Source organism: Mesorhizobium sp. M4B.F.Ca.ET.203.01.1.1, assembly GCF_004791025.1.
GTDB lineage: Bacteria > Pseudomonadota > Alphaproteobacteria > Rhizobiales > Rhizobiaceae > Mesorhizobium > Mesorhizobium abyssinicae.
The window spans coordinates 339376-353422 of record NZ_SRUO01000004.1 but is presented as its reverse complement, the minus strand read 5'-3'; the positions used below and the strand labels follow the sequence as shown (position 1 = coordinate 353422).

14 protein-coding genes are annotated in these 14047 nt (G+C 66.0%); 9 read left to right on the top strand and 5 right to left on the bottom strand.

The features are described 5' to 3' along the window. The first annotated feature begins 30 nt into the window (after window positions 1-30). Window positions 31-882: a hypothetical protein gene (locus EN846_RS11605; protein WP_135858066.1), complete on the top strand. Its 852-nt coding sequence runs from the start codon at window positions 31-33 to the stop codon at window positions 880-882. A gap of 46 nt (window positions 883-928) precedes the next feature. On the opposite strand, the gene EN846_RS11600 is transcribed toward EN846_RS11605, so the two are convergent. Beyond that, window positions 929-1219, bottom strand: a complete 291-nt coding sequence (locus EN846_RS11600) for a muconolactone Delta-isomerase family protein (RefSeq protein WP_127392886.1) — start codon at window positions 1217-1219, stop codon at window positions 929-931. A gap of 117 nt (window positions 1220-1336) precedes the next feature. On the opposite strand from EN846_RS11600, the gene EN846_RS11595 reads away from it, so the two are divergent. After that, entirely contained in the window at window positions 1337-2224 is an 888-nt protein-coding gene (locus tag EN846_RS11595) for a LysR substrate-binding domain-containing protein (RefSeq protein WP_135913838.1), read from the top strand. A 38-nt stretch (window positions 2225-2262) separates the two neighbouring features. Here EN846_RS11595 and EN846_RS11590 read toward each other — a convergent pair whose 3' ends face one another. Continuing rightward, a complete protein-coding gene (locus EN846_RS11590) occupies window positions 2263-2874 on the bottom strand; it encodes a TIGR00730 family Rossman fold protein (protein WP_127284295.1) in 612 nt (203 codons plus the stop codon). Window positions 2875-3005: 131 nt separating this feature from the next. Between EN846_RS11590 and EN846_RS11585 the strand changes: the two genes are divergently transcribed. The 4 genes from EN846_RS11585 (at window position 3006) to EN846_RS11570 (ending at window position 7455) form a co-directional block, all read left to right on the top strand. Then, complete coding sequence (locus EN846_RS11585; protein WP_135898684.1) at window positions 3006-4559, top strand: LysM peptidoglycan-binding domain-containing protein; 1554 nt, start codon at window positions 3006-3008, stop codon at window positions 4557-4559. Window positions 4560-4661: 102 nt separating this feature from the next. After that, window positions 4662-5009: a metalloregulator ArsR/SmtB family transcription factor gene (locus EN846_RS11580; protein ID WP_127394321.1), complete on the top strand. Its 348-nt coding sequence runs from the start codon at window positions 4662-4664 to the stop codon at window positions 5007-5009. A gap of 18 nt (window positions 5010-5027) precedes the next feature. Then, the gene (locus EN846_RS11575; protein WP_128346598.1) at window positions 5028-6908 is read left to right on the top strand and encodes an ABC transporter ATP-binding protein/permease; all 1881 of its coding nucleotides are present in this window, start codon (window positions 5028-5030) and stop codon (window positions 6906-6908) included. Window positions 6909-7113: 205 nt separating this feature from the next. Next, the gene (locus tag EN846_RS11570) at window positions 7114-7455 is read left to right on the top strand and encodes an antibiotic biosynthesis monooxygenase (protein ID WP_127393238.1); all 342 of its coding nucleotides are present in this window, start codon (window positions 7114-7116) and stop codon (window positions 7453-7455) included. Here EN846_RS11570 and EN846_RS11565 read toward each other — a convergent pair. Further along, window positions 7434-8327, bottom strand: a complete 894-nt coding sequence (locus EN846_RS11565; RefSeq protein ID WP_128346597.1) for an SMP-30/gluconolactonase/LRE family protein — start codon at window positions 8325-8327, stop codon at window positions 7434-7436. The genes EN846_RS11570 and EN846_RS11565 overlap by 22 nt on opposite strands. A 180-nt stretch (window positions 8328-8507) precedes the next feature. On the opposite strand from EN846_RS11565, the gene EN846_RS11560 reads away from it, so the two are divergent. Further along, window positions 8508-9206 (top strand): phosphatidylserine decarboxylase, encoded by a 699-nt coding sequence (locus EN846_RS11560; RefSeq protein WP_127393236.1) that lies wholly within the window; start codon window positions 8508-8510, stop codon window positions 9204-9206. A gap of 75 nt (window positions 9207-9281) precedes the next feature. Then, window positions 9282-10028, top strand: a complete 747-nt coding sequence (locus tag EN846_RS11555) for a phosphatidylcholine/phosphatidylserine synthase (protein ID WP_245478351.1) — start codon at window positions 9282-9284, stop codon at window positions 10026-10028. Window positions 10029-10134: 106 nt separating this feature from the next. Here the strand turns inward: EN846_RS11555 and EN846_RS11550 are convergent, their stop codons facing one another. Both EN846_RS11550 and EN846_RS11545 read right to left on the bottom strand, forming a co-directional pair. After that, window positions 10135-12357 (bottom strand): AMP-binding protein, encoded by a 2223-nt coding sequence (locus EN846_RS11550; protein ID WP_127284287.1) that lies wholly within the window; start codon window positions 12355-12357, stop codon window positions 10135-10137. Between the two features lie 306 nt (window positions 12358-12663). Continuing rightward, window positions 12664-13071 (bottom strand): 4-oxalocrotonate tautomerase family protein, encoded by a 408-nt coding sequence (locus tag EN846_RS11545; protein WP_127310845.1) that lies wholly within the window; start codon window positions 13069-13071, stop codon window positions 12664-12666. 114 nt (window positions 13072-13185) lie between these two features. On the opposite strand from EN846_RS11545, the gene EN846_RS11540 reads away from it, so the two are divergent. After that, window positions 13186-14043 (top strand): LysR substrate-binding domain-containing protein, encoded by an 858-nt coding sequence (locus tag EN846_RS11540; protein WP_135858058.1) that lies wholly within the window; start codon window positions 13186-13188, stop codon window positions 14041-14043. The last annotated feature ends 4 nt before the right edge of the window (window positions 14044-14047 follow it).

Here is a 14047-nt window from a genome sequence, read left to right as displayed (position 1 = left end):
GATCCGGGAGGCGAGGGCCAGGCGATGACTTTGCTTCAGTTCGATGTCACCGGCGAACAAGTCTCGGACGATGAAACGGAAGAGGTCATCCGCAAGGCGGAGCCGCATCGCGACCTGATACGCTACCGCCCCGGCGGCAGTGCGTTGTTCGTCCGAGTGAGGGTGAACATGGCGCTTCTGCGGGCTGCTGCTTCGCTGCCTGTCCTGCTCCTGAAGCTCACCCCGCGGGCAAACGAATTGACGCCGCGTGATGCCCTGCTGACACCCAAGGGGTCGAGCCGGAACTACGCGTTTTTCGAAAGACTGTGCGAGGAACTGATCACCGCGAGCTGCCCCGCATGCTACATCGCGGAGCAGCATGGCGATGGGCGCCGGGACTTCTACTTTGCGGCCGAGGATGTCGTCGGCTTCCAGCGGATAGCCCGCGCCACCGCCGAGGCGTCGGCCTTTCCGCTCGCCGTCGAACAGCATTCGCTTGGCGCGGTGGCGGCGCTTATTCTTCCTGCCGAGGCGATTGGCGACCTCAATCTGGAAATCGCCGCGAGCGCCCGCATCCGGCCGACGCGCTACGAGTTCTGGGGTGCGGAGACTTCCCTGGCAAAGCTCCGCGCCGAACTCGAAAAGCGCGGCTATCGCTTCCTCGGTGTCGAGGCTTTCGCGCGCGAATTGCACATGGTCAAGGATGTGCCGATCGATGGTGAGGGATTCGGGTCGGTGCTGAAGGAGATTGTTCCCCTGGCCCGGTCGCTGCAATGCAGCTATCGCGGCACCGAAACGGTCGAGGGGCACGAGCAGTTCCTGCTCACCAACCCTTTGCCCGAGCGATACACCGCACCTCGAGCAAGCATTTTCCGTCGCATGTTTGGTCGTGGAGGTTCATGAGCGCCGCCGATTTCACGGCGGCACTCATCTCCAGCTCTCGGCCGCCTCAGCGCTTCGGGCCGAAGCCCGGATAAGGGTTGAGCGGTACGATCGCGGCGATATCCATCATGCCGGCCTTGACCAGCGGCAGCGTAGCGAGATGGCCGCGCACTTCGGCGTCGTCGGCCGCCTCGAACATCATGCCGCTGCCGGGAATGTCGCCGCGGTTCCACACCTGGCGCACAGCGCCATCTGCATAGAGCGCTCGCCGCTGCTCGGCCTCGCCGGGCAGCAGCGGCGCGAAATCGGCGTCGCTGAACTTCTGGGTGTTGCGGGTGAGAAGGGCAAAGAACTGCATGGCTGTCTCCTAAAGATCCTGATTGGGATGGCGGAATTGTCGCCGCCGCTGGTCAGACAGTCCAAGACTGATTAGGCTGAAGTTGAGACCCTGAGGGACTAGCCACCAGGAGCGAAAATGTTCGATCTGCGCCAGCTCCGCTATTTCGTGACGGTTGCCGAGACGGGCAATGTCGGCCGCGCCGCCGAATTGCTGCACATCTCGCAGTCGCCGCTCAGCAGGCAGATCATCCAGCTAGAGGAGCAGCTCGGCGTCGCCCTGTTCGAGCGTGCAAAGCAGCGGGTGCATCTCAATGCCGAGGGCCAGGCTTTCCTTGTCGAGGCGAGGGCGCTGCTGGCGGGTGCAAAGCGGCTGGAGACGTTCGGCCGGGATCTTGCGGCGGGAACTGCCGGCCGCCTTGCCATCGGCTATGTCGAGGGCGCGGTGCATGCGGGGATCGTCGCCGGCATGCTGAGACAGTTCCGCCGCGACCGGCCGCAACTGAACCTCAGCCTGATGAGCCTGCGCTCGGCCGCGCAACTGGAGGGGCTGCGCCAGCGCACGCTCGATCTCGGCCTGGTTTATTCGCCGCCGCCGGCCGACTATCCCGAAATCGCCTCGATGCTCGTCCGGCGCGAGCCGCTGGTGCTGGCGATTCCCGAGGGCGACGCGCTTGCCGCCGTTCTCGACATTCGCCCGCATCATCTCGACGGCCGCACCTGGATCACCGTGGTGCGCCAGCCGGCCGACACCAACCGCGGCCAGTTCCTCGCCGCCTGCATCGAGGCCGGATTCGTGCCCGACATCGCCTATGAAACGGCCGATCCGCTGACCTCGCTCGGCCTCGTCGGCGCCGGCCTCGGCCTGGCGACGGTGCAGGAGAGCCTGCGCAGCGCGGCGCCGCGGGGGATCGTCTTCCGCGATCTGCCCTGGTTCGAGCGCAGCGTGTCGATCCACCTCGTCTGGCGTCGGCAGGATCGGCGGGCGGTGATCGGGGATTTGAGGAAGGCAGTAGGCAATGGGTAGTAGGAACTAGGCAGTAGGCACTGTTTTCCCCTACCGCCTTACATCTTGTCTATCACCGATTGCACACCTTCCGTCGGCGCGTCGACGGACGAGCCGGCCACCATGATGGCGGCGACGATCGCTTCGGGATCCTCGACCACCAGCGGCTTCACCCGGTGCGCGGTGTGGATGAAGCCTTCGCTGCTCATATGGTCGAGCAGCGCCAGCATCGGGTCCCAGAAGCCTTTGATGTTGGCAAAGACGATCGGCTTGCGATGATGGCCGAGCTGGCCCCAGGTCATGATCTCGACGATCTCCTCGACCGTGCCGATGCCGCCCGGCAGCGCCACAAAGGCGTCGGATTTTTCGAACATCCTGTGCTTGCGCTCGTGCATGTTGTCGGTGATCACGAGCTCGTCGAGCCGGTCAAGCGCGGTCTCGGTTGCTTCCCTGTTGATGAGGAAGCGGGGAATGATGCCCGTCACCTTGCCGCCGGCCTTGAGCGCGCCCTCGGCGACGGCGCCCATGATGCCCTTGGTGCCGCCACCATAGACCAGCCTGAGGCCGGATTTGGCGAGCGAGCGGCCGAGCAGGTGGCCGGCCTTGACGTAGGTTGCATCGCGGCCCGGAGACGAACCGCAATAGACGCAGACGGATCGAATCGTGTTCATGCCGATGATTGGTGATAGGGACGGCAGGCATGGTCAAGCCCGGGACAGGCTTTTTCTTGGCCGGCCGTTTTTCTTGTGGGACTCGCTAAAACACGCTAGACCGGCGTTAGGTGGCTAAGGGGCAGTCAAAAATGGCAATTAATCCATTGAAGGCGTTGTTGTTTACCGCGGGCGGCGTCGTCGCCGCGGCGGGAACCGCCTATGTGTCGGGCGCGCTCGATCCGTATCTCAATCGCACGCCGCCGGCCGAGATCGCGGCGCTGGCGCCGGGCGAGACCAAGCCGGCGGAAACCAAGCCGTCAGATCCTGGCACCGAGGGCCGCCTTCCGGCCGCGCCGGCGCCGGCCACCGACGCTATGGCTCCGGCCGCGCCATCCGCTCCTGCTGCGCCTGCGTCTGAGGCTCCCGCGGCGCCTGCCACGCCGCCCGCCACGGCCGGTTCGGTCGCGCCGACCTTCGATGTCGTGCGCGTCGAAAGCAATGGTTCGATCGTCGTCGCCGGCAACGCGGCGCCCAATTCCAAGGTCGAAATCCTCAACGGCGCGACCGTGATTGGCTCGACCGTCGCCGGTCCCGACGGCGCCTTCGCCATCGTTCTCGACGATCCGCTGAAGCCCGGCGATTACACCATCACGCTGCGCTCGACGGCCGGCGATGTCGTGACCGCTTCGGTGCAGACCGCTGTCGTTTCGATCCCGCAGAATCCGGCCGGCCAGGTGCTGGCGATGGTCGAGGAGCCGGGCAAGCCATCCGAACTGCTCACCGTCCCGGCGCCGGAGACCAAGCCCGCGGCGCCCGCCACCGGCGACCAGGCGGCCGCCCCTGCGGCGGAAGCGCCCGCAGCCACCACGCCAGCGCCGGCAACACCGGCTCCGGCCACGCCGGCGGCCGTGGAAGCGGCACCTGCACCCGCTGCTCCGGCAACGGCGCCCGCAGCGCCGGCGGCCGAACCCAAGATCGTCGTCGAAGCGGTCGAGATCGACGGCAACAAAATCTTCGTCGCCGGCACGGCCGATCCCGGCCTCAAGGTGCGCGCCTATGCCAACGATATCCTGCTCGGCGACGCCCAGACCTCGCCCGACGGTCATTTCCTGATCGAGGCCACCCGCGACATTCCGGTCGGCAGCTACACCATCCATGTCGATGGCCTGGGCGACGACGGCGTGAAGGTGGTGGCCCGCGCCGCCGTGCCGTTCGAGCGCGAGCCTGGCGAGTCGGTCGCCGCCGTGGCGCCCGCCGAAACCAAGCCTGCTGAGGCAAAGCCCGCCGAGACGAAGCCCGCCGCGCCGGCGACAGCGGCCGAGGCGCCTGCTGCCCCGGCGGCCGAACCCGCCGCGCCCGCAACGACCGCCGAGGCGCCCGCTGCTCCTGCGGCCGAAGCGCCGGCCAAGGTCGCGGCGGCGACGCCGGACGTGCCGGAGACGGTGGCACCCAAGCTCGAACACGCCGACGGCGCCGTCATCATCCGCCGCAAAGACACGCTGTGGCGCATTTCGCGGCGCGTCTATGGCCACGGCGTGCGCTACTCCACCATCTATCTCGCCAACCAGGACCAGATCAGGGATCCCGATCGCATCTGGCCCGGCCAGGTGTTCAAGGTTCCCGGCAAGTCGAAGGAAGGCGAGGCCGCCGACATGAAGGCGATGGGCGACCAGATGACGACGGCGCCGACGAAGACGGAGTAGGAGTTCGGCGATTGGCCAATCTCCCCCTTGCTGGGGCGATGACCCTACTACCCACCAGCCTAGCTTGCCCTGTCATCGTTCATCGTCTATCGACGATGAACGATGACAGAATCCCTGGTTGAATCCGCTCCTGCGAACAGCGCTCATCCCGCCTGCGCCCCCGACAGCCGCGCCGTCGCAGCGCGGTTCGCGGCGCTTTCGCATCCGGCGCGCATCGAGATCCTCAGGCATCTCGCCGCAAGCCGTTCCTGCTGCTGTCGCGAGGTGGTCGACCATCTCGACCTCGCCCAGTCCACCGTCTCGCAACATCTGAAGATCCTGGTCGAGGCCGGACTGGTCCGTTTCGAGCCCGACCGCCAGCGCTCGCGCTACGAAGTCGACCACGCGGCGCTCGCCGATGTCTCGGCATCGCTCTCGGCGCTGGTCAAATCCTGCTGCTCCGTCGGCTAGAACAAGAAGGCAAAAAGAATGGCCGGAAAAACCGTCTCCGATTCATCGACCCTCGCGACCTTACGCAATCTGTGGCCCTATATGTGGCCGGCGGACCGCGCCGATCTGAGGGCGCGCGTCACCTGGGCAACGCTGCTGCTGGTCGTCGCCAAGGTGACGCTGGTCGCCGGCCCGTATTTTTTCAAATGGGCGACCGACGCGCTGGCCGGCGCCGCGAAGACGCCGCCGCCACTGCCGTCCTTCCTGCTTGCGCCGGTTATGCTGGTCGTCGCCTACAACGTGCTGAGGCTGGTGCAGCTCGGCTTCAACCAGCTGCGCGACGCGCTGTTTGCCCGTGTCGGCCAGTATGCGGTGCGCCAGCTCGCCTTCCGCACCTTCGTACACATGCATCAGCTGTCGCTGCGCTTCCATCTCGAGCGCCGCACCGGCGGCCTGTCGCGCATCATCGAGCGCGGCACCAAGGGCATCGAGACGATTGTGCGCTTCATCATGCTGAACACGGCGCCGACCATCCTCGAATTCGCGCTGACCGCCGGCATCTTCGCCTTCACCTATGGCTGGAAATATGTGGCCGTGGTCGCTGTCACCGTCTGGGTCTATGTCTGGTTCACGGTCAAGGCCAGTGACTGGCGCATCTCGATCCGTCGCGACATGAATGACAGCGACACCGACGCCAACACCAAGGCGATCGACTCGCTGCTCAATTTCGAGACGGTCAAGTATTTCACCAATGAGGCCATGGAAGCGGAGCGTTTCGACCGCTCGATGGCGCGCTACGAGATCGCCGCCACCCGCACCTGGACCTCGCTCGGCTGGCTGAATTTCGGCCAGGGCGTCATCTTCGGCCTCGGCACCGTCATCGTCATGTGCATGTCGGCGCTGGAAGTGCAGGCCGGCACGCAGAGTGTCGGCGACTTCGTCTTCATCAACGCCATGCTGATGCAGCTGTCCGTCCCGCTCAACTTCATCGGCTTCATCTATCGCGAGATCCGCCAGGGGCTGACCGACATCGAGCACATGTTCGACCTGCTCGACGTGCCGCAGGAAATCGTCGACAAGCCGGACGCCAGGCCTTTGCTGGTCGGCGCGGGCAAGGTCGAGTTCCGCGACGTGCATTTCTCCTACGATCCGAACCGCAAGATTCTGAAGGGCGTCTCCTTCGAAGTGCCGGCCGGTAAGACGGTCGCCATCGTCGGCCCATCCGGCGCCGGCAAGTCGACCATCTCCAGGCTGCTGTTCCGCTTCTATGACGTGCAGGGCGGGCAGGTGCTGATCGACGGCCAGGACATCAGGGACGTCACCCAGGAGAGCCTGCGCGCGGTGCTCGGCATGGTGCCGCAGGACACCGTGCTGTTCAACGACACCATCGCCTACAACATCCGCTATGGCCGCGTCGGCGCCAGCGAGGAGGAAGTGCGCAAGGCGGCCGAGCTCGCCCAGATCGGCCCCTTCATCCAGAAGCTGCCTGAGGGCTACCGCTCGATGGTCGGCGAGCGCGGGCTGAAGCTCTCCGGTGGCGAGAAGCAGCGCGTGGCGATCGCCCGCACGATTTTGAAGGCGCCGCCGATCCTGATGCTCGACGAGGCGACCTCGGCGCTGGACACCCAGACCGAGCAGGAGATCCAGGCAGCCCTCGACCTCGTCAGCAAGGGCCGCACCACCATCGTCATTGCCCACCGCCTGTCGACGGTGATCTCGGCCGACGAGATCATCGTGCTCAAGGACGGCCAGATCGCCGAACGCGGCACCCATGCCGCGCTGCTGCGAAAGGATGGCCTCTACGCCTCGATGTGGGACCGCCAGCGCGAGGCGACCGAGGCCGAGGAGAGGCTGCGCGTCGCCCGCGAGAGCGACGAGCTGGGTGTCATCGTGCGGAGAAGGACGTCGGAGGTTAGTTAGCGCCTCTTCCTTCTCCCCTTGCGGGAGAAGGTGTCGCCGAAGGCGACGGATGAGGAGTGTTCCAGCTTGGCGATATGTTGAAATCGCTGCAGCCGAGAAGGGGAAGTCGGCGCAAAAAATCCCCTTGACCTCAACTTACCTTGAGCTTGCAAACCGTCTCCGAGCCCCTGCGAAACGAGCCTTTCCAGAACGGAGACAGATTGAAATGAGCGAGAGAAATCAAGGCAATGGCAGCGTGTTCCGGGTCGACAAGTTTGTCGTTCCGGCGGCGGCTCGCGAGGAGATCATTGGCAAGGTCCGGATGACCCACGAACTGCTGCGCCAGCAGAGCGGCTTCGTGCAGGACTTCCTGCTCGAGCAGTTCTCCGGGCCGGGCGAGTTCAACCTCGTCACCATCGTCGAATGGGAAAGCCAGGCAGCGGTCGACAAGGTGGTGCCGATCGTCAAGGCCGCGCACGAGCGCATCGCGTTCAGCCCGCAGGAGACGATCGCCCGGCTCGGCGTCAGGGCCGATATCGCCAACTATCAGCGTTTGCCGGAACAGTAGGCAGGCCAACCCGCGCCAGGTGCCGGCGCTTCGACGCTCAGCACCTGGCCGGTACGGGCATCGCTGATCATGTGCTCGAAGCCGCGCCATTCGGCGGCGGCGATATAGAGCGTCCTGCCGTCAGGCCCGCCCAGCATGCAGGCAAAGCAGCCGCGATCGGCCTCGACCCTGTCGAGCTTCATGCCGCCTTCGCGCACCCTGATGCAGTGTCGGTTGGGCACGTCGGCGTACCAGACGCAGCCCTCGGCATCGATGCATATGCCGTCGGGATAGTCGCCGCCGAGGTCCGCCCAGACGCGGCGGCGGGCAAGGCTGCCGTCTTCGGCGATGTCGAAGGCGGTCAGCCGGTTGGCGTGCGACTCCGCAACGATCAGCGTCCTGTTGTCCGGCGTCACCGCCATGCCGTTGGCGAAGGCGACGTTTTCGGCCACCTGGCGGATCGTGCCGTCCGGCCGGATCAGCACGATCGTCCCCGGCCCGAAATGTTCGCCCGGCGCCGGTGCCGGCCCGCCGCCATTGATGTAGATGTTGCCGCGCCCGTCGACGACGATCTCGTTCCACGGGCTTTTCGACAGCGGCCTGAGATCGGCATGGGTGGCGAGCGTTCCATCAGCCTCCTGCCGCAGCAGAAGGCCTTCCCGGCCGGAGACGACGAGCAATCGCCCATCCGGCAGCCAGTCGATCGAATAGGGCAGGGTGGCCGGTATTGCGAGCATGATTTCGCTGTTGCCGTCCGCATCCACCGCGACGATCTCGCCCGTGCCCCAGTTGCAGACCCACAGCCGTCCGTCATGCCAGCGCGGCGACTCGCCGAAGGCGAGACCCTCGATGATGAGATTGGCATCAATTGCAGACGATTTCGGCGATGGCATTTGGCGGGCTCCCTGGGCGAGTTGTCTAGCCAAGGACGAGTGGCATGGTCGAGTTCCGACAGCATAGGCAAAAAAATGCATGTCTCCGGTGACCCGCCCAGCCTCGCCCATTGTTGCGTTGCGGGCAGGGGGGCTTTCGGCTATTGAGGCCGGACCTGAAACAGGGACTGCCCCCATCCCATGAGCATCGTCGATACGATCAAGAATACGCTCGTTCCGATCCATCGCGAGGGCTATCCCTTTATTGCCGCTTTTGCCGCGGGCACGCTTTTTCTGGGTTATTTCTCCTCGATCCTGTTCTGGACCGGGCTGATCCTCACCGCCTGGTGCATCTATTTCTACCGCGATCCCGAGCGCGTCACCCCGGTCGACGACCGGCTGGTGGTGAGCCCGGCCGATGGCGTCATCTCGGCGGTCGGTCCCGCCGTGCCGCCGCGCGAGCTGGGTCTCGGCTCCGGCGAGATGACCCGCATATCGGTGTTCATGAACGTCTTTTCCTGCCATGTGAACCGCGCCCCGGTGCGTGGCCGGATCGCCAGGATCGAGCACCGGCCCGGAAAATTCCTCAACGCCGAGCTCGACAAGGCAAGCTCGGAGAACGAGCGCAACGGGCTGGTCATCGATAGCCCCAACGGCACCGTCGCCGCCGTGCAGATCGCCGGCCTGGTGGCGCGGCGCATCGTCTGCTGGGCCGAGGCCGGCGGATCGATCGCCATCGGCGAGCGCTTCGGCCTGATCCGCTTCGGCTCGCGCGTCGACGTCTTCCTGCCGCTGAACGCCGTGCCGCGCGTCGCCGTCGGCCAGACGGCCGTCGGCGGCGAGACGGTGCTTGCCGAATTCGGCGGCGCGGCGGTGACGCCGCTGGTCAGGATTTCCTGAGCCGTGGGCGCGCCCTTCAAGAAATTCGAGGCGCATGCCAGCGGCGGTCCGCGCATCCGTGAAATCCCGATGCGCATGGTGCTGCCCAACCTGGTCACCGTGCTTGCCATCTGCGCCGGCCTCTCCGGCATTCGCTTCGGCTTCCAGGACCGCTTCGAGCCGGCGGTGGTGATGGTGCTGCTCGCCGCCTTCCTGGACGGCATCGACGGCCGCCTGGCGCGAATGCTGAAGGCGACCTCGAAATTCGGCGCACAGATGGATTCGCTGGCCGACATCGTCAATTTCGGCGTGGCGCCGGCGCTGGTGCTCTATGCCTTCCTGCTCGACCAGGCCGGCTCGTTCGGCTGGATCGCGGCACTTCTGTTCACCATCGCCTGCGGCCTGCGGCTCGCCCGCTTCAATGTGCTGGATGATGAGAAGGCCGACCGGCCGCTGTGGCAGAGCGAATATTTCGTCGGCGTGCCGGCGCCGGCGGGCGCGGTGCTGGTGATGCTGCCGCTCTACCTCTATTTCCTGCGGCTGGGACTCGAGCCGACCCGTCTCGCCGCCTTTGTCGCCACCGGCTTCACCGTACTCGTCGCCTTCCTGCTGGTCAGCCGGCTGCCGGTCCATTCTGGCAAGAGCATCAAGGTGCCGGGCGACAAGGTGCTTCCGGTGATCCTTGCCGTCGTGCTCTACGTCCTGCTTTTGATGACCTATCCCTGGTACACGCTGACCGCCTCGGTCGCCGGCTATCTCGTCTTCCTGCCGTTTTCCGTGCGGGCCTATTCCAAGCGCGCCATGCGCGAAGGCGAGAAGGTGCCGCCGTCGGACATCGGCTAGAGCAATTCCAGGAAAAGTGTGTAACGGTTTTCCGTCCGGAATCGCGTAGAAACAAATAGTTAGAGCGGGTCGGCGGTTCCATGAAACGCTGAACCGCTCTAGCACGCTACGCCGCCGCGCTCAGCCCCAGCCGGTCGATCGCCAGCCTGCGGGTCGAGACATAGTCTGTCTTGCCCGAGCCCAGCACCGGGATCTCCTCCACCTTGACGATGTCGTTGGGCACCATCAGTTCGGCCGCGCCCGCCTTCTTGCCGAAGGCACGCAGTTCCTCCGCGCTGGCGTCATCGGCCGTGGTCACCAGCACGATGCGCTCGCCGCGTCTCTTGTCCGGCACCGCCACGGCGGCGTGGCGCTCTTCCGGCCACAGCGACTGCACCAGCATCTCGACGGCGCCCAGCGACACCATTTCGCCGGCGATCTTGGCGAAGCGCTTGGCGCGCCCGCGAATGGTGATGAAGCCGTCGCGGTCGATCGAGACGATGTCGCCGGTATCGTGCCAGCCGTCGAGCGGCTGCAACTCGCCCGGCCGGTCGGCGGTCATGTAGCCCATCATCATGTTCGGCCCGTCGAGCCACAGCCGGCCGGCGTCGTCGATGCCTTCGACCGGCTCGAGCTTCATGCGGATGGCTGGCAGGGCCCGCCCGACCGTGCCGTCGCGGCCATGGATGGCGGTGTTGACGGCGACGACCGGAGCGGCCTCGGTCAGGCCGAAGCCCTCGATGATCGATGCGTCGAAGCGCTCGCGGTAGACACGGCGCGTCTCCGGCTTCACCGCCTCGGCGCCGGCGACGACGAAGCGCAGGCTGGAGAAATCGCCATCCTTGGCGGTGCGCGCATAGTTGGCGAGGAAGGTGTCGGTGCCGAACATGATGGTCGGCCTGACCTTGCGCGCGATCTCGGGGATGATCTTGTAGTGGAGAGGGGACGGGTAGAGGAACAGCTTCACGCCGGTGACCAGCGGCAGGATGGTGCCGCCGGTCAGTCCGAACGAGTGGAACACCGGCAGCACGTTGAGCAGGATGTCGGCGGGCGAGATGGTGATGCGGGCCTCGGCCTGCATGGCGTTGGCGTAGAGGCTCTTGTGCGACAGGACGACCGCCTTGGGCGTGCCCTCCGAGCCTGAGGTGAACAGGATCACCGCCGGCTTCGCCGCATCCTGTGGCCGCAGCGGAAAGCGCCACAAGAGGGCGGCGGCGAGCTTGTCCAGCATCGTCATGCTCTGGCGCACATCCTCGAGCCACAGCATCCTGGCGCCGCCTGCCTCGACCGCCTCGACTATGTCGGCGAGCCCGGCCTTCTCGATGAAGGCGCGGGACGACACGACCGTTCTGATGACGGCGGTGCGCACGGCGGCGGTGACGCTCGCCGGTCCCGCCGTGTAGTTGATCATCGCCGCCACCCGGCCGGCCGAGATCAGGCCGACGAAAGACAGCACCACGCCATTGGCGTTGGGCAGCAGCAGGCCGACCGCCTCGCCCGGCGCCGTCACCGCTTCGAAGCGGCGCCCCAGGACGCGCGCGCCGATGAACATCTTGCGGTAGCTCAGCGCGCCCGAGATGACGTCCTCGATGATCGGATGCGAGGCGCCGACCCTGGTTGCGGCGTCGCGAATGGCGAGGAACAGGCCGCGGTCGAGATTGGTGCCGAAGAGCCTGGCTTCCGCGAAGCGGTCGAACAGCGCGTTGGTGTTGGAGGCCTGGTCGGGATTGCGCGCCGCCAGCTCGGCAATCGTCATCGGCTCCAGCACGCTCACCGAAAGGCGCGGAAACCAGTGGCGCGGCGCCCTGTCGGCCGGGGTCAGCGATGCCGGCAGGTCGCGGGCGCGGGCGACGAAGATCGGCACGATGCTGGCGTCGGCCTGCATGGCGATGCGGGTAATGGCGCGAAACAGGCGGAACGACTTGATATCAGGCTCGACCGCATCGGGCAGGTAGACGGCGAGCTTGCCCTTGCCTTTCAGGACCCGCACCAGCCGGCGGCTGACGAAGACATGCTCGGCGTTGAAGGCGATGGTGCGGCCAAGCTCGCGCCATGGCTCCAGCCAGGGTGAGCGCGCCGAAGCGTCGTCGAGGATGTGCAGCGTGTCGTCCGGCAGCAGCGACAGCATCAGCGCCGGCTCGATGCGCGACTGGTGCGAAATCACGTAGATGATCGGCGCCTTGGCATTGCGGGCGATGCGGATGCGCTCGTCGGCGATGCGGTAGGCGAGCTTGAACGGCACATAGAGCAGCGCCTGCGTGAAACGCAGGCCGAGGCGCACCGATTCCAGCACGCCGATCAAAAGCCAGGCCGCGACGAGGCCTGCAAGCAGCGCCAGGGTCAGGATCATTGCCGCGCTCTCCCAACGTCCTCCACGTCGCGGCTCTTGAGTGGCCGCTTCGGCGCCAGAGGGTAGCGGAAGTGGGGGCGACGTCAATGTGGACTGAGTGCCCTCTGGCCTTCTCTCCTTGTGGGAGAAGGTGGCCGAGCGAAGGTCGGTCGGATGAGATGTGTTGGACGGATCACTGTTTTGAAGACGTAGGTGCCTAAAAACATTGGAGTTTTCGAGGTCGAGTTTCTTCCAACACCCCTCATCCGTCTCGGCGCTACGCGCCGAGCCACCTTCTCCCGCAAGGGGGAGAAGGGGGAGCGCTCTTTACGCCGCGTTCAACCTGCCGCTGATGAAGCGGAACTCCTGCGTCTTGCCGCCATAGCCATAGGCGGCTGCCGGCACTTCGTGCACGAAGGCATAGCTTTCTTCGTGGACGCCACCCAGCAGGCGGCCGAAGGCGGCGAAGATCGCCTTGAGATAGGCCTCGAGCTCCAGCTTGGTGTTGGTGCCGTCGACCACCTTGATGTCGAGCCAGAAGGTGTTGGTGCCGTGCTCTGCGAGCGACTTGCCGCCGGCGAACCAGTGCTGGGGATCGAAATAGCTGATCGCGACCGCGGTGATGGTCGGATCCTTGCGCAGATGTGTCGCGGTGAGCTCGGTCACCTCCCTGGCGATGGCGGCAGAGAGTGCGGCGTCGGGCTTGCCGGTGACGCTGACATTGATGATCGGCATTTTCTTTCTCCTCGTTGTGAGCGGCGCTTCCTCGCCCTTGGAAGAAACCATGTCACGAGCCTCGAATCAAAAAAATCGAATTGTTTTGAAGAAAAGATTCGATATCATCGAACTATGCAAACGCTCGACCCAGACCTTCTCAAAACCTTCCTTGCTTTCGTCGATGGCGGTTCGCTGGCGAAGGCGGCTTCCACCGTCGGCCGCTCGCCTCCGGCGGTGACGGCGCAGATGCAGCGGTTGGAGGAGATCGTCGGCGAACCGCTGCTTGCTCCCCAGGGCAGGGGGCGCGGCTTGACGCCGGCCGGCGAGGATCTGGTCGGCCATGCCAGGCGCATCCTCGCCGTCCACACCGAGGCCTTGCTGGCGCTGAAGGGCGCGCGTGCCGACGGCCGCCTCGCCGTCGGCACGACGCAGGATTTCGCTGATCGCGGCCTGCCGGAACTGCTGCGCGCCTTCGCCGTCAGCCATCCGCGCGTCCGGATCGAATTGCGCGTCGGCCGCTCCATCGAGCTCGGACAGGCGCTGCAGGCCGGCGATCTCGATCTGGCGATCACCATGCGCCAGTCACCGGGCCCCGACGAGGTTGCCGTGATCGGCGAGCCGATGCTCTGGCTCTGCTCGCAGAAGGGGCTCGCCGCGCGCGAAGACGTCTTGCCGCTGGCGCTGCTCGACCCGCAGTGCGGCTTTCGCGAAGCGGCGCTCGCCGCCCTCGACGCGGCGGGCCGCCGCTACCGCATCGCCGCCGGCAGCGCCAGCCTTGCCGGAGTGCGCACGGCGGTCAATGCCGGCATCGCGCTGACCTTGCGCACGGCGCGCTTTGCCCATTCCGGCATCGTCGAAGCCCCGCGCGAGTTTGCGCTGCCGCCGGTTCCGACCGCCGAGTTCGCCATCCGGCTGGGTCAGAACGCCGGGCGGCCGGCGCGCGATCTGGCGACGCTTTTGAGCGCCGGTCTGGCATCGTCCGCAGCCTGATCGC